General features: G+C 59.9%; 24 protein-coding genes. 14 read left to right on the plus strand and 10 right to left on the minus strand.

From position 1 onward, the window contains the following. The first annotated feature begins 78 nt into the window (after nt 1-78). From C8K63_RS13715 to C8K63_RS13725, 3 genes are all read left to right on the plus strand, one after another. Nucleotides 79-363 carry a hypothetical protein gene (locus tag C8K63_RS13715; RefSeq protein WP_108217199.1) on the plus strand — a complete coding sequence of 95 codons (285 nt, stop codon included), beginning with the start codon at nt 79-81 and terminating at the stop codon, nt 361-363. Nucleotides 364-585: 222 nt separating this feature from the next. Further along, nucleotides 586-831: a TIGR02647 family protein gene (locus tag C8K63_RS13720; protein WP_007980796.1), complete on the plus strand. Its 246-nt coding sequence runs from the start codon at nt 586-588 to the stop codon at nt 829-831. A 191-nt stretch (nt 832-1022) separates the two neighbouring features. Further along, the gene (locus tag C8K63_RS13725; RefSeq protein WP_108217200.1) at nt 1023-3866 is read left to right on the plus strand and encodes a class I adenylate cyclase; all 2844 of its coding nucleotides are present in this window, start codon (nt 1023-1025) and stop codon (nt 3864-3866) included. 6 nt (nt 3867-3872) lie between these two features. Here C8K63_RS13725 and rnk read toward each other — a convergent pair whose 3' ends face one another. The 3 genes from rnk to cyaY form a co-directional block, all read right to left on the minus strand. Continuing rightward, nucleotides 3873-4283 (minus strand): nucleoside diphosphate kinase regulator, encoded by a 411-nt coding sequence (rnk, locus tag C8K63_RS13730; protein ID WP_007992229.1) that lies wholly within the window; start codon nt 4281-4283, stop codon nt 3873-3875. A gap of 227 nt (nt 4284-4510) precedes the next feature. Next, nucleotides 4511-4732, minus strand: a complete 222-nt coding sequence (locus tag C8K63_RS13735; protein ID WP_108217201.1) for a DUF1289 domain-containing protein — start codon at nt 4730-4732, stop codon at nt 4511-4513. 4 nt (nt 4733-4736) lie between these two features. Further along, a complete protein-coding gene (gene cyaY / locus C8K63_RS13740; protein ID WP_108217202.1) occupies nt 4737-5069 on the minus strand; it encodes an iron donor protein CyaY in 333 nt (110 codons plus the stop codon). A 303-nt stretch (nt 5070-5372) separates the two neighbouring features. On the opposite strand from cyaY, the gene C8K63_RS13745 reads away from it, so the two are divergent. The 6 genes from C8K63_RS13745 to C8K63_RS13770 are packed head-to-tail and all read left to right on the plus strand — an operon-like array spanning nt 5373 to nt 9983. Then, nucleotides 5373-5549 carry a lipoprotein gene (locus tag C8K63_RS13745; protein WP_007980804.1) on the plus strand — a complete coding sequence of 59 codons (177 nt, stop codon included), beginning with the start codon at nt 5373-5375 and terminating at the stop codon, nt 5547-5549. A 12-nt stretch (nt 5550-5561) separates the two neighbouring features. Next, the gene (gene lysA, locus C8K63_RS13750) at nt 5562-6809 is read left to right on the plus strand and encodes a diaminopimelate decarboxylase (protein ID WP_108217203.1); all 1248 of its coding nucleotides are present in this window, start codon (nt 5562-5564) and stop codon (nt 6807-6809) included. A 4-nt stretch (nt 6810-6813) separates the two neighbouring features. Next, nucleotides 6814-7644, plus strand: a complete 831-nt coding sequence (gene dapF, locus C8K63_RS13755) for a diaminopimelate epimerase (protein WP_108217204.1) — start codon at nt 6814-6816, stop codon at nt 7642-7644. 13 nt (nt 7645-7657) lie between these two features. Then, nucleotides 7658-8383, plus strand: coding sequence for a DUF484 family protein (locus C8K63_RS13760; RefSeq protein ID WP_108217205.1), 726 nt, complete (start codon nt 7658-7660; stop codon nt 8381-8383). A 2-nt stretch (nt 8384-8385) separates the two neighbouring features. Further along, nucleotides 8386-9285 carry a tyrosine recombinase XerC gene (gene xerC, locus C8K63_RS13765; RefSeq protein ID WP_008015515.1) on the plus strand — a complete coding sequence of 300 codons (900 nt, stop codon included), beginning with the start codon at nt 8386-8388 and terminating at the stop codon, nt 9283-9285. Continuing rightward, nucleotides 9282-9983, plus strand: coding sequence for an HAD family hydrolase (locus C8K63_RS13770; protein ID WP_108217206.1), 702 nt, complete (start codon nt 9282-9284; stop codon nt 9981-9983). Before xerC ends, C8K63_RS13770 begins: the two co-directional genes overlap by 4 nt. A gap of 158 nt (nt 9984-10141) precedes the next feature. On the opposite strand, the gene sutA is transcribed toward C8K63_RS13770, so the two are convergent. The 4 genes from sutA to glnK form a co-directional block, all read right to left on the minus strand. Then, on the minus strand, nt 10142-10462 hold the full coding sequence (gene sutA / locus C8K63_RS13775; protein ID WP_108217207.1) for a transcriptional regulator SutA: 321 nt from the start codon (nt 10460-10462) through the stop codon (nt 10142-10144). 101 nt (nt 10463-10563) lie between these two features. Next, nucleotides 10564-10989, minus strand: coding sequence for a secondary thiamine-phosphate synthase enzyme YjbQ (locus C8K63_RS13780; protein WP_108217208.1), 426 nt, complete (start codon nt 10987-10989; stop codon nt 10564-10566). Between the two features lie 214 nt (nt 10990-11203). Continuing rightward, a complete protein-coding gene (locus tag C8K63_RS13785; RefSeq protein WP_108217209.1) occupies nt 11204-12541 on the minus strand; it encodes an ammonium transporter in 1338 nt (445 codons plus the stop codon). Nucleotides 12542-12576: 35 nt separating this feature from the next. After that, nucleotides 12577-12915, minus strand: a complete 339-nt coding sequence (gene glnK / locus C8K63_RS13790; protein ID WP_002555808.1) for a P-II family nitrogen regulator — start codon at nt 12913-12915, stop codon at nt 12577-12579. Nucleotides 12916-13323: 408 nt separating this feature from the next. On the opposite strand from glnK, the gene C8K63_RS13795 reads away from it, so the two are divergent. Both C8K63_RS13795 and C8K63_RS13800 read left to right on the plus strand, forming a co-directional pair. Then, a complete protein-coding gene (locus C8K63_RS13795; RefSeq protein ID WP_046038993.1) occupies nt 13324-13584 on the plus strand; it encodes an accessory factor UbiK family protein in 261 nt (86 codons plus the stop codon). A 431-nt stretch (nt 13585-14015) separates the two neighbouring features. Then, a complete protein-coding gene (locus tag C8K63_RS13800; protein ID WP_108217210.1) occupies nt 14016-14534 on the plus strand; it encodes a Bro-N domain-containing protein in 519 nt (172 codons plus the stop codon). An 11-nt stretch (nt 14535-14545) separates the two neighbouring features. Here C8K63_RS13800 and C8K63_RS13805 read toward each other — a convergent pair whose 3' ends face one another. Next, on the minus strand, nt 14546-14809 hold the full coding sequence (locus C8K63_RS13805; protein WP_108217211.1) for a HigA family addiction module antitoxin: 264 nt from the start codon (nt 14807-14809) through the stop codon (nt 14546-14548). A 194-nt stretch (nt 14810-15003) separates the two neighbouring features. Between C8K63_RS13805 and C8K63_RS13810 the strand changes: the two genes are divergently transcribed. Both C8K63_RS13810 and C8K63_RS13815 read left to right on the plus strand, forming a co-directional pair. Then, on the plus strand, nt 15004-15195 hold the full coding sequence (locus tag C8K63_RS13810) for a hypothetical protein (RefSeq protein ID WP_108217212.1): 192 nt from the start codon (nt 15004-15006) through the stop codon (nt 15193-15195). A 95-nt stretch (nt 15196-15290) separates the two neighbouring features. Beyond that, nucleotides 15291-16784 carry a YifB family Mg chelatase-like AAA ATPase gene (locus C8K63_RS13815; protein ID WP_108217213.1) on the plus strand — a complete coding sequence of 498 codons (1494 nt, stop codon included), beginning with the start codon at nt 15291-15293 and terminating at the stop codon, nt 16782-16784. Between the two features lie 57 nt (nt 16785-16841). Here the strand turns inward: C8K63_RS13815 and C8K63_RS13820 are convergent, their stop codons facing one another. Both C8K63_RS13820 and C8K63_RS13825 read right to left on the minus strand, forming a co-directional pair. Beyond that, nucleotides 16842-18056 (minus strand): aldose 1-epimerase family protein, encoded by a 1215-nt coding sequence (locus C8K63_RS13820; protein ID WP_108217214.1) that lies wholly within the window; start codon nt 18054-18056, stop codon nt 16842-16844. Between the two features lie 150 nt (nt 18057-18206). Beyond that, complete coding sequence (locus tag C8K63_RS13825) at nt 18207-19127, minus strand: LysR substrate-binding domain-containing protein (protein ID WP_108217215.1); 921 nt, start codon at nt 19125-19127, stop codon at nt 18207-18209. 157 nt (nt 19128-19284) lie between these two features. On the opposite strand from C8K63_RS13825, the gene C8K63_RS13830 reads away from it, so the two are divergent. Further along, complete coding sequence (locus C8K63_RS13830; RefSeq protein WP_108217216.1) at nt 19285-20694, plus strand: NorM family multidrug efflux MATE transporter; 1410 nt, start codon at nt 19285-19287, stop codon at nt 20692-20694. Nucleotides 20695-20790 lie beyond the last annotated feature (96 nt).

Genomic DNA, 20790 nt, shown 5'->3' on the forward strand with positions numbered 1-20790 from the left:
ACGCTCAAGGCGTTCCTGCCAGCAGCATCATGCAGATAAATGCAGGTAAACTGACCACCTTTCCCTGAGGAGCCTGCCATGAGCGAGCTGAACGATATCGACAACGACGAAGAAGAGTTCGCCGAAAGCACCCTGATCCAGGCCATCGAAAACCAGATCGAAAGCGACAACCCGCCAGCGGCCAAGGCGACGTTCAACAAGCTGACACTGGTGGGTTACGAGCGGGAAGAAATCCTCAACTTGATGGCTCACGTTCTGGCGGTAGAAATCGACGCGATCCTCGAAGAAGACCGCCCGTTCGACACCCAATGGTACGAAGCCGCGCTGCGCGCATTGCCTGAGTTGCCGCCGGAAAAGCAGTAAGCCCACGCCCTCCCTGTAGGAGCAGCCGGTCGACGCTCGATTGCTCGCGAAAAACCCGAGAGCGCCACGGGGTATCAGGTTTCCAGCGTCATCGTTGACGACCTTCGCGAGCAAGCTCGCTCCTACAGAGAAAAAAACCCTGTCGCGGGCACTGGACATGCCGGACAAGCGGGTTCACCTTAGGGGCGCTGTCGTCCAATTCCTAGAAAGTCTGGAGTCCTTATGTCGCTTACCCCTGAGTTGGTTGCCGAACTGGAAGTCCTCGCACTCTTCAACCTGGACAGTTCCCAGGAAGGCCTGAAAATTCATCAGACCGCTGCCCCGAAACACATTGCCGCCGCCAAACGCCTCTTTGAAAAAGAACTGACCGACCAGCCTGATGGCGGTTACCTGACCAGCCTGGGTCGTGACGCCGCGCAAAATGTGCAATCCGTGCTGACCATTCTTAACGCCGAAGTAACAGCCTGAATTCTGCCGCATCGCCCACGGAGACCCCGATCCAGGGATTTCCGCGGGCACACTCCCCTGATTTCTGTCTCCATCCGATAGAAATCTGACGCCAGAAAAAAATCCGCTTAAAGGCCCTCGCCTCAAGGCGCTAAACTGCCCCTCATCCGAAGAGCCCCACGTCCGAGCCCTGCGAGCCGGTTTGAGCTGAAATGACCCGCAACCATGAAATCCGCCCCGATCTGGACGAGGGAATCGACCGCAAGGTTCTCAGCCAGTTGCGCGCACGCTTTCTGAAACTCAACGAAGGACGCATGGCTCGTGCCATGGAAGGGTTGTCGACCCGCCAGCAAGGGGTCCTGACCTTGCTGCCGTTGTTTTTCCACGTGAACCATCCGCTGTTGCCCGGCTACGTATGCGGCAGTACGCCGGCCGGGCTGTCGAATTTCGAACCGGATGCCAATGTCCTCGCTGAAGCCCAGCGCCTGACCCGATCGTTTTCCTACAAACCGCGCCACGGCAGCAACCCGCCCCGGCCGATTCACGGACTGTTCCTGATGGGCAGCCTCGGCACCCTGGCTCAGGCCGACCAGAGCGACATGGATGTGTGGGTCTGCCATGGGCCGGACCTGACCGAGAACGAACTCGCCGAACTGCACAAAAAATGCCAGTTGCTGGAAATCTGGGCCGCCAGCCAGGGTGCCGAGGCGCACTTCTTTCTGATCGACCCGACCCGTTTCGTCCGGGGCGAGCGCGATACCCAGCTGAGTTCGGAAGATTGTGGCACCACCCAGCACTACCTGTTGCTGGACGAGTTTTACCGCACTGCGATCTGGCTGGCCGGACGTACACCGATCTGGTGGCTGGTGCCGGTCTACGAAGAGTCGAGCTACGACCGCTACACCCATACCTTGATCTCCAAACGCTTCATCCGCACCGATGAAACCCTCGACCTCGGCAATCTGGCCTTCATCCCGCCCGGTGAATTTATCGGCGCCGGGCTCTGGCAGTTGTTCAAGGGCATCGAGTCACCCTACAAGTCGGTACTCAAGCTGTTGCTGACTGAGGTTTACGCCAGTGAACACCCAAGGGTTCATTGCCTGAGCCTGCGCTTCAAACAAGCGGTATTCGCCAACCGGCTCGACCTCGACGAACTGGACCCGTATGTCGTGGTGTACCGGCGCATCGAGGAATACCTGGTCGCCCGCAACGAACCGGAACGGCTGGAGCTGGTGCGTCGCGCGCTGTACCTGAAGGTCAATCGCAAACTCACCGGCAGCAGCCGCACCCACAGCTGGCAACGCTCTTTGCTCGAGCGCCTGGCCCGCGAATGGCACTGGGACCAGCGCCAACTGGCCCTGCTCGATAGCCGCAGTCAGTGGAAAGTCCGCCAGGTCAGCTCCGAGCGGCGGGCGCTGGTCAATGAGCTGAACTACAGCTACCGCTTCCTCACCCAGTTTGCCCGTCACGAACAAACGGTCAGCCGCATCAACAAACGCGACCTGAGTGTCCTCGGCCGTCGCCTGTACGCCGCGTTCGAGCGCAAGGCCGGCAAAGTCGAGCTCATCAACCCCGGTATCGCCCCGGACCTGGCTGAAGACACCCTGACGCTGGTGCACGCACCGAACAGGAAAGAACCGGGGCAAAGCCAGTGGCGCCTGTACAACGGCAACCTGACGGCGCTGGAGTGGGAACATTTCGCGCCGATCAAACGCAGCCGCCACTTGCTGGAACTGCTGACCTGGTGTCACCGTAACGGAGTGATCGACAGCAGTACCCGCCTGGCCCTGCACCCCGGTACCAGCGACTTGAGCGAATTCGAACTGTTCAACTTGCTTGGCAGCCTGCAACAGACCATCGCCCTGCCCTTGCCCACCGTCGCCGAAGAACCGCTGCTGCGCGCCAGCGTGCCGAGTGAAGTGCTGATTCTGGTGAATGTCGGCATCGATCCGCTCAAGCACCATCGCGACCTGAACATCCTGATGACGACCGAGCGCACCGATTCCCTGAGCTACGCCGGCGTCCGGGAAAACCTGGTGCTGACCCTGGACCAGGTCACGCTCAACAGCTGGAATGAAGTGCTGGTCGGTCGCTACGACGGCCCCCACGCCCTGCTCGAGTGCATCCGCGATTACCTCAACAACCTGCCGGCCGGGCCACATCAGCCGAAGCTGCGGGTACGTTGCTTCTGCCATAACCGCGCGCAGTTCATCGCCCAACGAGTGGAAGAAATCCTCGATACCGCGCAGAACCTGCTGTTGAGCCGGCTCAATCATCGCTACCTGATCCAGGTCCAGCAGCACTACCACGTGCTGGAGTTGGTGCCGGGCCAGGTCCAGCACGTCGCACTGGCCACTCTACCGGCGCTGGTCGATTACCTGGGCGAGGAAATGGCCAGCTACAGCCCGTTGCACCTGGACCCGAAGGCACTGGAAGACCACGACCTCGCGCTGTTCCTGCCGACGGGCCAGCCGGACTGCATACAAGTGTTCTATCGGGTCAACGAAAATCAGGCCGATCTGTACGTGCTCGATGAACTCAATGCCCTGTGGCAGCAACGCCTGCCCTGGCACGACGAGCAAAGCCTGCTGGTGCCGCTACAGCGTTTCCTGCAATCGATCCAGTACCGTCGCGATACCCTGTTGCCAATGGATGCTGCCCGCCCCTTGAACCTCGACACCCTGTATTGCCAGTTGCTGCCGTCAGGCCCTGGCCGGGCGCGCCGTATCGAAGCCCGGCCGGCACCGCAGACACCGGTGAACAAGGCGTTCTACGACGTGCAGGCGATCATCGGCAAAGCCGCACCGGGTCAGGTGCAGGTCACGCTGTATTGCAATCAACGGGAGTTTTCCGAGTTGGAGCATGGCGACCAGCTGTTCAGCGTGGTCGCCCGGGAAATCGTCGGGCAGCGCCGTGAGACCGAACGCTACCGCTGCTACATCACAGACCTCGACCTGTCAGGCCTGCTGGGCGAAGGTCAGAGTTCCACCCATCTGTACCTGCGCTATAAGGCTGACCTGGAGCACGCATTGAATGAGGCGCTCGATCAGGTCTGAGGGAAGTCACTCCGGGAACGCGCCGCCATTGGCCGGCTGCGATTCGACTTCCAGCAGCGTCAGTTTCAGGGTCTTGCCGCCCGGAGCCGGCCAATCGATATGCTGGCCAACCTTCAGGCCGAGCAGCGCGCTGCCCACCGGCGCCAGGATCGAGACCTTGCCTTCGTCGGCGTTCGCATCCTTGGGGTACACCAGTGTCAGGTGATAGTCCTTGCCACTGCCTTCTTCACGGCAATGCACACGAGAATTCATCGTCACGACATCCGCCGGCACTTCATCGTGGCCGACCACGGTATCGGCGCGATCCAGTTCGGTTTGCAGCGCAATAACGCCCGGCAGCGTCTCGTCCAGGCTATCGATCAGACGCTCCAGACGCTGGACGTCCAGACGAGTAAGGGTGATGGAAGGTGCGGTCATGATCTGGGCAGACTCCTTTCTTCTGCACGAAAAAAGCAAAACCCCGCCAGAAAAAGGCGGGGTTTTCACAAGCCTCGGTGGGATGAGGTGTTTCTGGACACTATCACAGCTCAAAAAATATACAAGCCGCCACACGGCGGCGTAGGAGCTGCCGCTGGCTGCGATCTTTTGATCTTGCTCTTCGGCAATCTTCAGAGCTGCCAAAAGATCGCAGCCTTCGGCAGCTCCTACAGAGCGCCAGCCTTGCGATTCGAAGCCTGCGCGCAAATCACGCGCCGACGATCGTCATCGGCCGAACGCCACTCACGAATATCTTCGACATGGCGGAAGCAGCCCAGACAGACTTTCTGCTCATCCAGCCGGCAAACTCCGCTGCACGGCGACGGCACTGCCGGGCTGACATTGCTGTAGAGCGGCTTGGGCGCACGGACAGGCGCAGGCTGGGTCACGATCTCACAGGCCTTCGAAATCGAGCTCGACACTGGCCTGTTGCTTGACGATACGCTCGAGCATTTCACCCAACTGCTCTTCACTCTTGTCGCACATCCAGCGCTCGCTTTCTTCGTCGTAGTCGAAGTGGAAACCGCCGGAAACCGCTGCCAGCCACAGTTGACGCAGCGGCTCCTGGCGACTGAAGATCAACTGGCTACCGTTTTCGAACTTGACGGTCAGCACACCGGCCGAGCTTTCGAGGTCGATGTCCAGGTCGCTGTCGTCAAAGATGTCCTCCAGGGTTTGCTGGGTGGCATCGACCAGGTCATGGAAACGCGCTTCGGACAAACTCATTACGGCAACCTCAAAAAGTGTCTGATCAGGCTCAAGCGCCGCAAGATACGACCGAGCCCTGTCGATTGCAAAGGATAACGACCAAGTGGCCATCTGTGGGAGCGAGCCTGCTCGCGAATGCGGACTGACATTCAACATTGATGTCGACTGACACGACGCCTTCGCGAGCAGGCTCGTTTGTATGGTAGGACTTGAAGGGAGGAGGAGGGACAAGCCCCGCCGGACGGGCGGTCCGTTGCATAGGCAAGCTGCCGGGTGGCCGGTATACTCCGGCGCAATTAATGCATTTTCAAGGATTTCGCCATGAAGCGCCTGATCTCTTCCCTTGCTGCGCTCCTCGCGGTTGCCTGTCTTGTGTCGGCCTGCGGTCAAAAAGGCCCGCTGTACCTGCCCGATGAAGACCAGGACCCTGTCGAGCAAGCCAAGTCGTCGCAGCAGCAGCCTGCTTCCAAAGCACACAAGCACGACGTCTACCAATAATAAGGGAACCTCATGGACGCTTTTAACTACCGTGACGGTGAACTGTTCGCGGAAGGTGTTGCCCTGTCTGCCATCGCCGAGCGCTTTGGTACACCGACCTACGTTTACTCCCGTGCACACATCGAAGCCCAATACCTGGCTTACGCCGATGCACTGGCCGGCATGCCGCACCTGGTGTGCTTTGCTGTAAAGGCCAACTCCAACCTGGGCGTACTGAATGTCCTGGCGCGTCTGGGCGCAGGTTTCGACATCGTCTCCCGTGGCGAACTGGAACGCGTACTGGCCGCTGGCGGCAGCGCCGACAAGATCGTGTTCTCCGGTGTCGGCAAGACCCGTGACGACATGCGTCGCGCCCTGGAAGTCGGCGTGCACTGCTTCAACGTCGAATCCACCGACGAGCTGGAACGCCTGCAAGTGGTCGCCGCCGAACTGGGCGTTCGCGCGCCGATTTCGCTGCGCGTGAACCCGGACGTCGATGCCGGCACCCACCCGTACATTTCCACCGGTCTCAAAGAGAACAAGTTCGGCATCGCCATCGCCGACGCCGAAGACGTGTACGTACGTGCCGCGCAACTGCCGAACCTGGAAGTGGTCGGCGTCGATTGCCACATCGGCTCGCAACTGACCACCCTGCCTCCGTTCATCGACGCTCTCGACCGCCTGCTGGGCCTGGTCGACCGCCTCGGCGATTGTGGCATCTACCTGCGCCACATCGATCTCGGTGGTGGCCTGGGCGTGCGATACAAGGACGAGGAGCCGCCACTGGCTGCCGACTACATCAAGGCCGTGCGCGAGCGTCTCGACGGTCGTGACCTGGCGCTGGTGTTCGAGCCGGGCCGCTTCATCGTGGCCAACGCTGGCGTGCTGCTGACCCAGGTCGAGTACCTCAAGCACACCGAGCACAAAGACTTCGCCATCGTCGACGCCGCCATGAACGACCTGATCCGCCCGGCGCTGTATCAAGCCTGGATGGACGTCACTGCCGTGCGCCCGCGCGCCTCTGCTGCTCGTGCCTACGACATCGTCGGCCCGATCTGCGAGACCGGCGACTTCCTGGCCAAGGATCGTCAACTTGCACTGGAAGAAGGCGACCTGCTGGCCGTGCATTCGGCCGGTGCCTACGGGTTTGTCATGAGCTCCAACTACAACACCCGCGGCCGTACCGCTGAAGTGTTGGTGGACGGTGATCAGGCATTTGAAGTGCGTCGCCGTGAGACGGTAGCCGAGTTGTTTGCTGGCGAAAGCCTGCTGCCGGAGTAAAACCATGCTGCTGCGTTTTACCAAGATGCACGGCCTGGGCAATGACTTCATGGTCCTCGACCTGGTCAGCCAGCACGCACATATTCTGCCCAAGCACGCCAAACAATGGGGTGACCGGCACACCGGCATCGGTTTCGACCAGTTGCTGATCGTCGAGGCGCCGAGTAACCCGGACGTGGACTTCCGCTATCGGATCTTCAACTCCGACGGTTCCGAAGTGGAACAGTGCGGTAACGGTGCGCGCTGCTTCGCTCGCTTCGTACTGGACAAGCGCCTGACCGCAAAACGGCAGATCCGCGTCGAGACCAAAAGCGGCGTCATCGAACTGGACGTGCGAAACGACGGCCAGATCAGCGTCAACATGGGCGCCCCGCGCCTGGTGCCTGCGGATATTCCGTTCCATGCGCCGGAGCAGGCCAAGAGTTATCAGGTCGATGTCGACGGCACCCCGGTTGATCTGGCTGCCGTGTCCATGGGCAACCCCCATGCCGTGCTGCGGGTCAGCGATATCAACAATGCGCCGGTGCATGAACTGGGGCCGAAAATCGAACATCACCCGCGCTTCCCGGCACGGGTCAATGTCGGTTTTCTCCAGGTCATCGACCGGAGCCGCGCGCAGTTGCGCGTCTGGGAGCGTGGAGCCGGGGAAACCCAGGCCTGCGGAACCGGCGCCTGTGCCGCCGCAGTGGCCGCGATCAGCCAGGGGTGGATGGATTCGCCGCTATTGATCGATCTGCCTGGCGGGCGCTTGTCCATCGAATGGGCAGGCCCTGGCCAACCGGTGATGATGACCGGCCCGGCAGTGCGCGTATATGAAGGACAAGTGCGTCTTTGAGTGAGCGAAATCCATGACCGACAAGCCCCAGGTACCCGCACGACAAGCTGACGAATCACCGTCCGAAAGCCTGGAGGCGGCGGCTGTTGCCGCGTACCTGGAGGCTCATCCGGACTTCTTCGTCGAGCACGAAGAACTGCTCCCGTCCCTGCGTATTCCCCATCGACGCGGCGATACCGTGTCGCTGGTGGAACGTCAGATGACGATCCTGCGCGACCGCAACATTGAACTGCGTCATCGCCTGTCGCATTTGATGGACGTGGCCCGGGACAACGACCGGCTGTTCGACAAGACCCGTCGCCTGATCCTGGCGTTGATGGATGCCGCCAGCCTGGAAGACGTGGTGATGTGCGTCGAAGACAGCCTGCGTCAGGAGTTCCAGGTGCCCTTCGTCAGCCTCATCCTGCTTGGCGACAACGCCATGCCGGTCGGCCGCTGGGTCACCCACGTCGAAGCACAAGTGGCCATTGGCGGCCTGCTCTCGGAAGACAAAAGCGTCAGCGGCAGCCTGCGCGAGCACGAACTGGATTTCCTGTTCGGTGAAGAACAGCGCAAGCAGATTGGCTCCACCGCGGTCGTTGTCATCAGTCACCAAGGTATCCACGGCATCCTGGCCATCGCCAGCCGTGATCCGCAGCACTACAAAAGCTCGGTGGGCACCCTGTTCCTGAGCTACATCGCTGAAGTCATGGGTCGCGTGCTGCCACGGGTCAACAACTCCCTGCGCTCGGTACGCTGAACATGGAACGGCAACTGGACGCTTACTGCGAACACCTGCGCAGTGAGCGGCAGGTGTCGCCGCACACGCTATCGGCCTACCGCCGCGACCTCGATAAAGTGCTGGGCTGGTGCGTCAAACAGAACATCGGCAGCTGGGCGGCGCTGGACATCCAGCGCCTGCGCAGCCTGATTGCCCGCTTGCACGCCCAGGGCCAATCGTCCCGCAGCCTGGCGCGATTGCTGTCTGCCGTTCGCGGGCTCTATCATTACCTGAACCGCGAAGGTCTGTGCGACCACGATCCGGCCAATGGTCTTGCGCCGCCGAAAGGCGAACGCCGCCTGCCGAAAACCCTCGACACCGACCGCGCCCTGCAACTGCTTGAAGGCGGGGTTGAAGATGACTTTCTGGCACGTCGGGACCAGGCGATTCTGGAGTTGTTCTACTCCTCCGGGCTGCGTCTGTCGGAGCTGACGGGGCTCAATCTCGACCAGCTCGACCTGGCTGACGGTATGGTCCAGGTACTCGGCAAAGGCAGCAAGACCCGTCTGCTGCCGGTAGGAAAAAAGGCCCGCGAAGCCTTGGAACAGTGGCTGCCATTGCGGGCCATGGCCAATCCGGCGGACGATGCGGTGTTTGTCAGCCAACAAGGTCGCCGTCTCGGTCCGCGGGCGATCCAGGTGCGGGTCAAGGCTGCCGGCGAACGCGAATTGGGGCAAAACCTGCATCCGCACATGCTGCGGCACTCCTTCGCCAGCCATTTACTGGAGTCCTCCCAGGACCTGCGCGCGGTGCAGGAACTGCTCGGCCACTCGGACATCAAGACCACGCAGATCTACACCCACCTGGACTTCCAGCATCTTGCAGCGGTCTACGACAGCGCCCACCCACGGGCCAAACGCATGAAAGGCGACGATTCATGAGTATTCAATTGATCACCTTCGACCTCGACGACACCCTGTGGGACACCGCCCCCGTGATCGCCAGCGCCGAAACCGTTTTGCGTGAATGGCTGACCGAGCACGCGCCCAACCTTGGGGCAGTGCCGGTGGAGCATCTGTGGGCTATTCGCGAGCGTATATTAAGCAACGAGCCAAGCCTCAAGCACCGTATCAGCGCCCTGCGTCGGCGGGTGCTGTTCCATGCGCTGGAAGAGTCCGGTTACGGGCATGACGAGGCGTCGGATCTGGCGGACAAGAGTTTTGAAGTGTTTCTGCATGCTCGCCATCAGATCGATGTGTTTCCGGAGGTCGAACCGACCCTGGAAATCCTCGCCAACCATTACGCCCTCGGCGTGGTCACCAATGGCAATGCCGATGTGCGTCGGCTGGGGCTGGCGGACTACTTCAAGTTTGCGTTGTGTGCCGAAGACATCGGCATCGCAAAACCCGATGCGCGACTGTTCCAGGAGGCCTTGCAGCGCGGTGGCGCGACCGCTGAAACGGCGGTGCACATTGGCGATCATCCGGGCGATGACATTGCCGGTGCGCAACAGGCGGGAATGCGGGCGATCTGGTTCAATCCGGCGGGCAAGGTCTGGGAAGCCGATCGCTTGCCGGATGCGGAGATTCGCAGCCTGACTGATTTGCCGGCATTGCTGGCGCGGTGGAATACCCTTTAGTTTCGAGGTGATTTCACAAAGATCGCAACCTTCGGCAGCTCCTACAGAAATTTGCGTATACCTGTAGGAGCTGCCGAAGGCTGCGATCTTTTGCTTTTCCATGAGGCATGAAAAAGCCCGCGGCGACGGCGGGCTTTTCCAGCAAGCGGGTAGCAGGCTCAGATAGGCCGGCTGCCGTACTTGTTATCAGGCTTCTTGGGCGGATCGGCGACCACATTGGCCTCCACTTCCTGCACCTTGCCGCCCTTGGCCAAAAACTCCTCCATGGCCCGCGCGAGAGCATCGCGTTCCTTGTTCTTGGCTTCGACACTCGGTAGTTCATCGACCGATACCGCTGCCTTGGCTTTGCCTTTGGCGGTCGGAACCGGCGCATCACCGCCGTCGTCTTCAGCGACGTCTTCCGCCGCTGCTTCCAGACCTTCTTCGGTTTCGTCGTCGCCTACTTCGAGGTCGTCGTTTTCCAGATCATCGTCGCTCATGTTCTACCTCATGACTTGCGAAAAGCAGATTAGTTATAGCCCAGCTTTGCCCTCTGTCGAAGGCTGCCGGAAAAAAATCAACAGCCGCTGCTGACCAGCGGCTATGCCTCTTCACCGTGCACGGTGGCGAGGACTTTACGGGCACCGCCATGATCACGGTGCTCGCCCAGGTAAACGCCTTGCCAGGTCCCCAACGCCAGCCGGCCTGCCGAAATCGGCAAACTGAGCTGACAGCCAAGCACGCTGGCCTTGAAGTGCGCCGGGAGGTCGTCCAGGCCTTCGTCGTTATGCTCATAGCCGTCTTTTCCTTGTGGGATCAGACGATTGAAAAATCGTTCGAAGTCGCGACGTACCGCCGGATCGGCGTTCTCGTTGATGGTCAACGACGCCGAGGTATGCTGCAGCCACAAATGCAACAGACCGACACGACACGCCTTGAGTTCAGGAAGGCCGGCGAGTAACTCGTCCGTTACCAGATGAAAGCCCCGGGGCCTCGCCCGCAAGGTAATCAGAGTCTGTTGCCACATACAGTTCTCCGCACGTTCGGGGCGCATTCTAGCGCGCTCTGGGAAAAAACAAAGGCCCTAATACTCCTTCAATCCTGTAAGCCTTCGACCGCACAAAAACACCCGGTGCAAACATCGCAAAACCTGTAGGAAAAAACCTTTCAGCTCAGCTTTCAATGACAAATTCCAGACAAAAAAATGCCCGGCAAGCCGGGCAGGTTTTTTATGCGCTTGCTTACAAGTTGTAGCCGCGTTCGTTGTGAAGCGCCAGATCGATGCCGACCGCTTCTTCTTCTTCACTGATGCGCAGGCCCATGACCGCATCCAGCACCTTGAGGATGATGAATGTAGCGATCGCGGTGTAGATCACCGTGAAGCCCACGCCTTTGCACTGAATCCACACTTGTGCGGCGATGTCGGTGACGGTGCCGAAGCCGCCCAGGGACGGCGCAGCGAACACACCAGTCAGGATTGCGCCGAGGATACCGCCAATACCGTGTACGCCGAAGGCATCCAGGGAGTCGTCGTAGCCGAGTTTGCGTTTCAGGGTTGTCGCGCAGAAGAAGCACACCACGCCAGCCGCCAGACCGATCACCAGCGCGCCCATCGGGCCAACGGTGCCAGCAGCCGGGGTGATTGCCACCAGACCGGCAACCACGCCCGAAGCGATACCCAGTGCGCTAGGTTTGCCGTGGGTGACCCACTCGGCAAACATCCAGCCCAGCGCCGCAGCGGCGGTAGCGATTTGCGTCACCAGCATTGCCATGCCGGCGGTGCCGTTGGCCGCAGCGGCGGAACCGGCGTTGAAACCGAACCAGCCGACCCACAGCATGGCCGCGCCCATCAAGGTGTAACCGAGGTTGTGCGGCGCCATCGGCGTGGTCGGAAAACCTTTACGCTTGCCCAGCACCAGGCAGGCAACCAGACCGGCCACACCGGCGTTGATGTGCACCACCGTGCCACCGGCGAAGTCCAGAACACCCCAGTCCCACAACAGGCCGCCGTTACCGGACCAGACCATGTGCGCAATTGGCGCGTAAACCAGGGTGAACCACACGCCCATGAAAACCAGCATCGCGGAGAACTTCATCCGCTCGGCGAAAGCGCCGACGATCAATGCCGGGGTGATGATCGCGAAAGTCATCTGGAAGGTGACGAACACCGCCTCAGGGAACAGCGCCGCAGGCCCGGTCAGGCTGGCTGGCGTGATGCCGGCGAGGAATGCCTTGCCCATGCCGCCGACGAACGAGTTGAAGTTGACGACGCCCTGCTCCATGCCCGTGGTGTCGAACGCGATGCTGTAGCCATAAATGACCCACAGGATGCTGATCAGACCGGTAATGGCGAAGCACTGCATCATCACGGAAAGAATGTTTTTCGACCGAACCATGCCGCCGTAGAACAGCGCGAGGCCAGGAATGGTCATGAACAGCACCAAGGCTGTAGAGGTCATCATCCAGGCGGTATCGCCGGAGTTGAGGACGGGTGCCGCCACTTCGTCTGCCGCCAAGGCAAGGCTGGGCATTACGATGGACAACAGGGCTCCTAGCCCTGCGAATTTACGCAGAGTCATATTGTTTTCTCCTGGGGCGTTGGGTTTGTGGCGGCTTAGATAGCGTCGGTATCGGTTTCGCCGGTACGGATGCGAATCGCCTGTTCCAGATTGACCACGAAGATCTTGCCGTCACCGATCTTGCCGGTGTTGGCAGCCTTGGTGATGGCCTCGATTACCCGGTCCAGATCCTTGTCGTCGATGGCCACATCGATCTTCACCTTGGGCAGGAAATCGACCACGTATTCCGCGCCGCGATACAGCTCGGTGTGACCCTTCTGCCGACCAAAGCCTTTGACTTCAGTGACGGTAATGCCCTGCACGCCGATCTCGGACAGCGACTCGCGTACGTCGTCCAGCTTGAACGGCTTGATGATGGCAGTGACTAGCTTCATGAAAACTCTCTCCCGAATTGGTGGACTTGCCCCAGGAAAACAAACCCGACTCAAGTCTAAGCGCAGTGCCTGTCTTTGTAACGCATCGTCGGCCCTTACCTGCCCGTCCGACGCCCCTCACGAAACACTCCCCCGCTTCGCTTGGCGCACTGCGTTCGTCACAGGGACTGCATCAGTGCATGGGTCATCAGGGTCTAAGCAGAAAGCTTGCCATCTCCACAAAAACTATCGTTTTCAAGCCTTTACCCGCAGATGACTGCTACTTCGCAACAACACTCGACGCGATACGCACAACAACGGTGCGACACCGTCCGTCCCCATGCGCGAAAAGCGTGCATCCCTTGCCCGCGCAAATGACTATAGACACTGCGTGATACACTGCCCGGCATTGTTTCCAGGACATTGCCCATGCTCGCGCCAAAAGACTTCCTCGACGCCCTCACCGGCACCGCCTCCCGCCTTTTCAGCGGCGACACGCCTCTGCCGAAAGCTGAAATAGAAAGCCAGTTCAAAATGCTGCTGCAGAGCGGCTTCAGCAAACTGGACCTGGTGAGCCGGGAAGAATTCGATAGTCAGATGGTTGTGTTGGCGCGCACCCGGGCTCGGCTGGAGAGCCTTGAAGCGAAAGTCGCCGAGCTGGAAGCGAAGCTCAATCCACCGACCGAATAAATTCTGATGTGAAATGCAGTCCCCCTGTGGGAGCGAGCCTGCTCGCGATTGAAGGTCGGAACGACCTTGCACTTCACCTGTAGGAGCTGCCGAAGGCTGCGATCTTTTGATCTTCAGCCCCGCAACAATCCCGGCAACGTCCTACAAACATCACACCGCCGTCCGATTGCGTCGCTAAGCCCCGGTTCCTAAGCTCATCTCGGCTGAATATTCAGCACTGGGTTTGGCGACCCGGATAGCATGTGACGCATCGCAACCACGTTCGATACTGGGCATTATTCCCTTCTCGAATTATGGCGGCTGGGCGTGGGAGACCTTCGGGTCTGCCGGTTTTCGCATGCACCGGTTCGCCAACCCGCGCACAGCTGCCACCCTTTTCGTTTGGCGACGATCAGCGGCAGTTTCCTTCATGCGAATTTGGGTACTGCTCGATGGACAAAAATTATCTAATACCTCACGTCTTCACCCGCCACAAACTCCACCTCCACGCTCTCCTAATACAAAACCAACCCTGGTTCAGCGCCCGCGACCTAGGGCGACTGCTACGCATCTACCTCAACGACCGCCAAGTCCGAAAACTCGACCCCGACCAATACCAAACCGCTAAAACCCTATTCCACGGACACATCGAAAACACCCTGCTGATCAGCGAATCCGGTGTCTACGCCTTGCTGGTCTATCACTACTGCCCCGAATACAGAGCCCTGCGTGAATGGCTCACCCACGAAGTCGTCCCCGCCCTCAGAGATTCCCAGCTACCAACCACAACCGAACGCCCGATTCTGAGCCTGCTGAACTGGCCGGAAATGTCGTTGAGCCTGCTGCACTGGAACAACCAGCCGTGGATTCGGTTGCAGGATGTGCCGCAGATGATGACAGAGCGGGAGCAGACAAGACGCCCGGTAAAACCGTGGTGGAAGCGGGCTTCACTCGTCTTGCAGTCGCTTTGAATATTTAGTGTTCAACCACGCTCGATCTGGGCTGAGCGCAACTCGTAGGTCGATTGCAGATTCAGCCAGAACTCGGGCGTGGTGTTCAGGTTGATGGATAGCTTTTGCGCCAGACCAACACTGACACCGCTCCGCCGATTCACAACATCGCTTATTTCCGCCTCCGGCTCGTTCAACGAGCGAGCCAGAGCATCGGTTGTAACGCCCAGCGGCTTCAAAAACTCCTCGCGGAGAATTTCGCCAGGATGAATCGGGCGCATCCCATTCCTGTTCATTCACGCCTCCCAAGGCTGCATTCAGCGAGATCATAAGCAGCAACCTTCATCCGGCAAGACCATCCACGCTCTTTCACAGACGTCCTTCATCTTTCTCGGCAGGGTCCTACAAAAAGCGGCGCTCCGGCCTGATTTATTGACTCGCACCCGTTCCTCTACGCTTCTTTCCTTGATCTTCGATAGATAAGGTGTGCATGAGCCCAAAAAAGCGAATGGCGAAGCTATTACAAATTGCTGAGTTTCACGCGGAAGCACGTCGTTTGGCTGGAAATTTATCGGCCAATCAACGACGTTTTATTGAAGTCGGCTTCGCGTGTGGTAAAGAACTTGAGCCAAGTGGTTGGTTGGCCGGTGGCGCCCTGGTTCGTAACCGTAATATCCCGTGAAAGTTTGCCCGCATAACCACTCCATCAATTCCCTATCCCCGTCTACCCTTCAAAAACCCGCAGGAAGCGGCCCCCGTTTAGCTCAAGGAACGACCATGTCCCTCTCCATCGTACACAGCCGCGCCCAGGTCGGCGTGGAGGCGCCAGCCGTCACCGTTGAAGTCCACTTGGCCAATGGTTTGCCATCGCTGACCATGGTCGGCCTGCCCGAGGCGGCAGTGAAGGAAAGCAAGGACCGGGTGCGCAGTGCGATCATCAATTCCGGGCTGCAATTTCCGGCGCGACGCATCACCTTGAATCTGGCCCCGGCGGATTTGCCCAAGGATGGCGGGCGGTTCGACCTGGCGATTGCCCTGGGGATTCTCTCGGCCAGCGTACAGGTGCCGACGCTGACACTGGATGACGTGGAGTGCCTGGGGGAGCTGGCGCTTTCCGGTGCAGTGCGACCGGTCCGCGGGGTGCTGCCGGCGGCATTGGCGGCGCGCAAGGCCAGGCGCTGGTTGATGGTGCCGCAGGCGAATGCCGAGGAGGCCTGCCTGGCGTCGGGGTTGAAGGTCATCGCAGTGGACCATCTGCTGCAGGCAGTGGCGCATTTCAATGGGCACACACCCATCGAGCCTTACGTTTCCAATGGTTTGCTCCACGCCAGCAAACCCTATCCCGACTTGAACGAAGTTCAGGGGCAAATGGCAGCCAAACGCGCACTGCTGATTGCGGCAGCGGGTGCACATAACCTGCTGTTCAGCGGGCCACCGGGCACAGGCAAGACGCTATTGGCGAGCCGATTGCCAGGGCTGCTGCCACCCCTGGCCGAGAACGAAGCACTGGAAGTCGCAGCGATTCAATCCGTCGCCAGTTGTGTGCCACTGAGCCATTGGCCACAGCGCCCCTTCCGACAACCACACCATTCCGCCTCAGGACCGGCACTGGTGGGCGGCGGTTCGAAACCGCAACCCGGTGAAATCACCCTCGCTCACCATGGCGTGCTGTTCCTTGATGAACTCCCGGAATTTGATCGCAAGGTACTGGAGGTACTGAGAGAGCCACTCGAATCCGGTCACATCGTGATTTCCCGCGCCAAGGACCGCGTACGCTTCCCGGCGCGCTTTCAACTGGTCGCCGCGATGAATCCCTGCCCCTGTGGATATCTTGGTGAACCGAGCGGCCGTTGCTCCTGCACACCGGACATGGTTCAGCGCTATCGCAACAAATTGTCGGGGCCACTGCTGGATCGTATTGATCTGCACCTGACGGTTGCTCGCGAAGCCACGGCGTTAAATCCTGCGTTAAAACCCGGTGACGACACTGCCACCGCCGCCGAGTTGGTTGCCAATGCACGAGAACGGCAACAAAAGCGCCAAGGCTGTGCCAATGCCTTTCTCGACTTGCCGAGCCTGCGCAGACACTGCAAGTTATCCACAACAGACGAAACCTGGCTGGAGACGGCGTGTGAACGACTGACCTTGTCACTGCGAGCGGCCCATCGACTGCTCAAAGTAGCGCGCACTCTTGCGGACCTTGAACAAGTCGATGAGATCAGACGCGAGCACTTGGCCGAAGCGCTGCAATATCGGCCAACAAGCCAGTAGCTCAAATTTGTAAGTTTTTTTCGACCAATAAGCGGCTTTTCGAAAAGATGGCGAAAATCAACCCTTGGTAAGGTCAACCAACGGTGTCTGCCGCACCTCAGTCTCCCGCCCACCTTGAATCTCGCTCACCTGCTTCAAAGCCTTATCCACAGCCGCCTTATCCGCCAGCAAGCTGTAGCTGATACGGAACTGCTTCTGCTCCTTGGGCGCAATCGTCGGCACCAGGTTCAGTGGCCGCTGATACCGGCGGTTGTAGGAAAAACTCGTGCCTGGCTCCAGCCCCGTGACATAGCCCTGCCCTTGGGTATCGGTGTTTTTCCACAGGGAGAACACTGGCAGTGTTTGAGTGTTGAAACCGACCGAGACGCCCAGGCTGCCGGCCTTGTTATGCAGGACGGTCAATGTATCGCCCTTGGCATCGGCGTACGGCACTACGTTGTAAACCGTTTCGTCGTAGTCCTTGGTCGGTGCGCGATAGGTTTGCCAGTCTGGCAAATCGCTTTTGGCTTTATCGTTGAACGGCGACACCTGTTTCACCGGCGCGGCGAAGCGGGCGCCCTGCTCCAGGAATGGGGTGCTGAAGTTGCTGTGATACAGCGCCTGGTATTCCTTCGGATAGTCGCCGTTGTTGGTCAGGGTGTCGTTGAGGGCGAACGCTACGCTGCCGGGCTCGGTGACCAGTTCGGTCGCGACCGAGAAGTCGACTTTCTTGAAAGCCTGCTCTTTCAGCTCGCCGCGCAGGCTAATGGCATACGGCGGTTTTTCATCGATGTGCAGGGTGACTTTGTTGGCCGGGATATTGGCAGCGCGACCGTGCAGGGTCAGCAGTTCGCCATTGTCGATGCCGGGGTGGCCGACCCATTCGTAGCCGCAGCGGGTGACCAGTTCATTGAAGCCTTCCAGCCAGCCCAGGCCACCACGGCCGTTGAGCTCGATGAAGGACGGATTGACCACTTCCTTGACTGGCGAATCCCAACCCATGCGCACGTTACCGACCGAGGCCTGCAGGACGTTCATGCCGCGAGTTGGAACTACCGAAAGTTTCATCGTGCCGTTATCGATGTCGACGATGCTGACACCTTCCTGCCGACCGCCGTGCAAGGTGCGCAGGGTCACGCTGAAAGGTTTGCCGGTTTTTACGCCGAGCTGCTGGCTGGTGATTTGCCAGTTCTGGGCGGCTTTGTCGGTGTCGAGCAGGACGTAATCCCAGGCCAGGGCTTGGGAGGCAGCGGACAGTGCGCTGAGGGCAACGAAGAGTTTGAGTGGGGTCATGGCAATAGCCTTTCTTGGAGTTGTGCCATTTTTATAGACCTGAAGAAACGTTTCAGCAAGCAGAAAAGTCGAGACACCGGTGGCAAATGCCAAGAAAGACAATTGACCCGCAGATGTGGGACAAACGGGATTTGAGTCGACCCCATCAATTCAGCCCAGGCGCTCGACATCCGGTAACTCCATGGCCCGGACCTCGCCTTGCAGGAAATCGCTGAGGCGACGCAAACGCTCACCGCCGGGGCGGGTTTTCGGCCAGACCAGGTAATAACTCTCACCACTGGCGACGGCGGTCGGCCACGGCAAACTCAGACGTCCCTGCGCAACATCCTCCGCCACCATCAGCAAATCGCCCATGGACACGCCGTAACCTCGAGCGGCAGCGATCATGCCCAGCTCCAGCGTATCGAACACTTGCCCGCCCTTGAGCGAGACTCGATCGGTCAGGCCCATGCGCTCCAGCCAGTTGCGCCAGTCACGGCGGTCCGGTGTCGGATGCAACAGCTCGGCACTGGCCAGACGCGCAACGTCCCACGGTTGATCCTTCAGAAGATTCGGCGCGCCCACCGGAATCAGCTCTTCGGGGAACAGGAAAGTTGACTCCCAGTCCGGTGGAAAATGCCCATTGCTGAGGATGACAGCGCAGTCAAAGGGTTCGTGGTTGAAGTCCACCGTATCGATGTCCATCCAGGCGCTGGTCAATTGCACTTCGTTCCCCGGTCGCAGGTGCCGGAAACGACTGAGCCGCGCCAACAGCCAACGCATGGTCAGGGTCGACGGGGCTTTCATGCGCAGGATGTCGTCCTCGGCGCGCAAGGTATTGCAGGCACGCTCAAGGGCAGTGAAGCCTTCGCGTATGCCGGGCAGGATCAGCCGCGCCGACTCGGTCAGTTGCAGGTTGCGCCCGCTGCGATGAAACAACCGACAGGCGAAATGCTCTTCGAGCGTACGAATGTGTCGGCTGACTGCACTTTGAGTGATCGACAGTTCTTCGGCGGCGCGAGTAAACGAGCTATGCCGTGCCGCCGCTTCGAATGCTCGAAGGGCATACAAGGGAGGAAGACGACGGGACATCAGGAAAGCTCCTACAGCGCGATTGCTTCAACTTATCGGAAACTCTCTCACATGAGTTTTAATCATGCCACCCATCCTTTTTATCCCTTTGTGCAAACCCCGCAGAGCGCCGAGAATCGACGCTTCCTGTTTTCTCTGACAATCGAGCGTGATGATCATGCAGCATCCAGCACGTACTGAACTCCGGGCCATTCTGCGGCTGGCGGGGCCGCTGATTGCCTCGCAGTTGGCGCACATGCTGATGGTCCTCACCGACACACTGATGATGGCGCGCCTGAGTCCCGAGGCGCTGGCCGGTGGTGGGCTCGGTGCGGCGACCTATTCGTTCGTGTCGATCTTCTGCATCGGCGTGATCGCGGCGGTCGGCACACTGGTGGCGATCCGTCAGGGTGCCGGCGATATTGTCGGGGCTACCCGGCTGACCCAGGCCGGGTTGTGGCTGGCATGGCTGATGGCGCTGGCCGCCGGTTTGCTGCTGTGGAACCTCAAACCAGTGCTGCTGCTGTTCGGCCAGACCGAAAGCAACGTCCAGATGGCCGGGCAGTTTTTGATCTTCCTGCCGTTCGCCCTGCCCGGCTACCTGAGCTTCATGGCCCTGCGCGGGTTCACCAGCGCCATTGGCCGTGCGACGCCGGTGATGGTCATTAGCCTGGGCGGGACGGTGGCTAACTTTGTGCTCAATTACGCGCTGATCACCGGCATGTTTGGTCTGCCGAAACTGGGGCTGGTCGGCATTGGCCTGGTCACGGCTATTGTCGCCAACCTGATGGCACTTGCGCTGGCGTGGCACATTCGGCGGCATCCGGCTTATGAGGCCTATCCGCTGCGTCAGGGCCTGTCGCGACTGAACCGCCAGTACCTGAAGGAACTGTGGCGCCTGGGCCTGCCGATTGGCGGCACTTACGCGGTGGAAGTCGGGTTGTTTGCCTTCGCCGCGTTGTGCATGGGCACCATGGGCAGCACACAACTGGGCGCGCACCAGATCGCCCTGCAAATCGTCTCGGTGGCGTTCATGGTCCCGGCGGGTATTTCTTATGCCATCACCATGCGCATCGGCCAGCACTACGGCGCCGGGCAACTGCTGGGGGCGCGGCTGGCCGGGCGAGTCGGCATTGCGTTCGGGGCGGCGGCGATGCTGTGTTTCGCCATGGTCTTCTGGTTGCTGCCAAACCAGTTGGTCGGTTTGTTTCTCGACCACAACGACCCGGCGTTTCGCGATGTCATCAACCTTGCCGTGAGCCTGTTGGCGGTGGCCGCCTGGTTCGAGCTGTTCGACGGCGTGCAAACCATTGCCATGGGCTGCATTCGCGGACTCAAGGATGCCAAGACCACTTTCCTCGTCGGCCTGGGTTGCTATTGGTTGATTGGCGCACCGGCAGCGTGGTGGATGGCGTTCCACCTGGACTGGGGGCCAACGGGTGTCTGGTGGGGCCTGGCGCTGGGGCTGGCGTGCGCGGCGGTGAGCCTGACGCTGGGGTTTGAATGGAAGATGAAGCGGATGATCAAGCGGGACACGACGTCAGAGCAGCGCTTCGAGGTCGCTCAGACAGACTCATATCCCTTGTAGGAGTGAGCCTGCTCGCGATAGCGAACTATCAGCCGACATGAATGTTGACTGACCTGGCCTCATCGCGAGCAGGCTCACTCCTACAGGGGGTCGTGG

Source organism: Pseudomonas sp. GV085 (assembly GCF_003050925.1).
Lineage (GTDB): Bacteria > Pseudomonadota > Gammaproteobacteria > Pseudomonadales > Pseudomonadaceae > Aquipseudomonas.

Excerpts from the sequence above, each read along its gene's own strand:
- sutA (WP_108217207.1), bottom strand. The coding sequence starts at position 10,462 with ATGAGCGACGATGATCTGGAAAACGACGACCTCGAAGTAGGCGACGAC.
- C8K63_RS13805 (WP_108217211.1), bottom strand. The coding sequence starts at position 14,809 with ATGAACAGGAATGGGATGCGCCCGATTCATCCTGGCGAAATTCTCCGC.
- C8K63_RS13760 (WP_108217205.1), top strand. The coding sequence starts at position 7,658 with ATGACCGACAAGCCCCAGGTACCCGCACGACAAGCTGACGAATCACCG.
- C8K63_RS13785 (WP_108217209.1), bottom strand. The coding sequence starts at position 12,541 with ATGACTCTGCGTAAATTCGCAGGGCTAGGAGCCCTGTTGTCCATCGTA.
- C8K63_RS13815 (WP_108217213.1), top strand. The coding sequence starts at position 15,291 with ATGTCCCTCTCCATCGTACACAGCCGCGCCCAGGTCGGCGTGGAGGCG.
- C8K63_RS13800 (WP_108217210.1), top strand. The coding sequence starts at position 14,016 with ATGGACAAAAATTATCTAATACCTCACGTCTTCACCCGCCACAAACTC.
- C8K63_RS13825 (WP_108217215.1), bottom strand. The coding sequence starts at position 19,127 with ATGTCCCGTCGTCTTCCTCCCTTGTATGCCCTTCGAGCATTCGAAGCG.
- cyaY (WP_108217202.1), bottom strand. The coding sequence starts at position 5,069 with ATGAGTTTGTCCGAAGCGCGTTTCCATGACCTGGTCGATGCCACCCAG.
- rnk (WP_007992229.1), bottom strand. The coding sequence starts at position 4,283 with ATGACCGCACCTTCCATCACCCTTACTCGTCTGGACGTCCAGCGTCTG.
- C8K63_RS13745 (WP_007980804.1), top strand. The coding sequence starts at position 5,373 with ATGAAGCGCCTGATCTCTTCCCTTGCTGCGCTCCTCGCGGTTGCCTGT.
- C8K63_RS13770 (WP_108217206.1), top strand. The coding sequence starts at position 9,282 with ATGAGTATTCAATTGATCACCTTCGACCTCGACGACACCCTGTGGGAC.
- lysA (WP_108217203.1), top strand. The coding sequence starts at position 5,562 with ATGGACGCTTTTAACTACCGTGACGGTGAACTGTTCGCGGAAGGTGTT.
- dapF (WP_108217204.1), top strand. The coding sequence starts at position 6,814 with ATGCTGCTGCGTTTTACCAAGATGCACGGCCTGGGCAATGACTTCATG.
- C8K63_RS13715 (WP_108217199.1), top strand. The coding sequence starts at position 79 with ATGAGCGAGCTGAACGATATCGACAACGACGAAGAAGAGTTCGCCGAA.
- C8K63_RS13795 (WP_046038993.1), top strand. The coding sequence starts at position 13,324 with ATGCTCGCGCCAAAAGACTTCCTCGACGCCCTCACCGGCACCGCCTCC.
- C8K63_RS13780 (WP_108217208.1), bottom strand. The coding sequence starts at position 10,989 with ATGTGGCAACAGACTCTGATTACCTTGCGGGCGAGGCCCCGGGGCTTT.
- C8K63_RS13720 (WP_007980796.1), top strand. The coding sequence starts at position 586 with ATGTCGCTTACCCCTGAGTTGGTTGCCGAACTGGAAGTCCTCGCACTC.
- xerC (WP_008015515.1), top strand. The coding sequence starts at position 8,386 with ATGGAACGGCAACTGGACGCTTACTGCGAACACCTGCGCAGTGAGCGG.
- C8K63_RS13810 (WP_108217212.1), top strand. The coding sequence starts at position 15,004 with ATGAGCCCAAAAAAGCGAATGGCGAAGCTATTACAAATTGCTGAGTTT.
- C8K63_RS13820 (WP_108217214.1), bottom strand. The coding sequence starts at position 18,056 with ATGACCCCACTCAAACTCTTCGTTGCCCTCAGCGCACTGTCCGCTGCC.
- glnK (WP_002555808.1), bottom strand. The coding sequence starts at position 12,915 with ATGAAGCTAGTCACTGCCATCATCAAGCCGTTCAAGCTGGACGACGTA.
- C8K63_RS13830 (WP_108217216.1), top strand. The coding sequence starts at position 19,285 with ATGCAGCATCCAGCACGTACTGAACTCCGGGCCATTCTGCGGCTGGCG.
- C8K63_RS13725 (WP_108217200.1), top strand. The coding sequence starts at position 1,023 with ATGACCCGCAACCATGAAATCCGCCCCGATCTGGACGAGGGAATCGAC.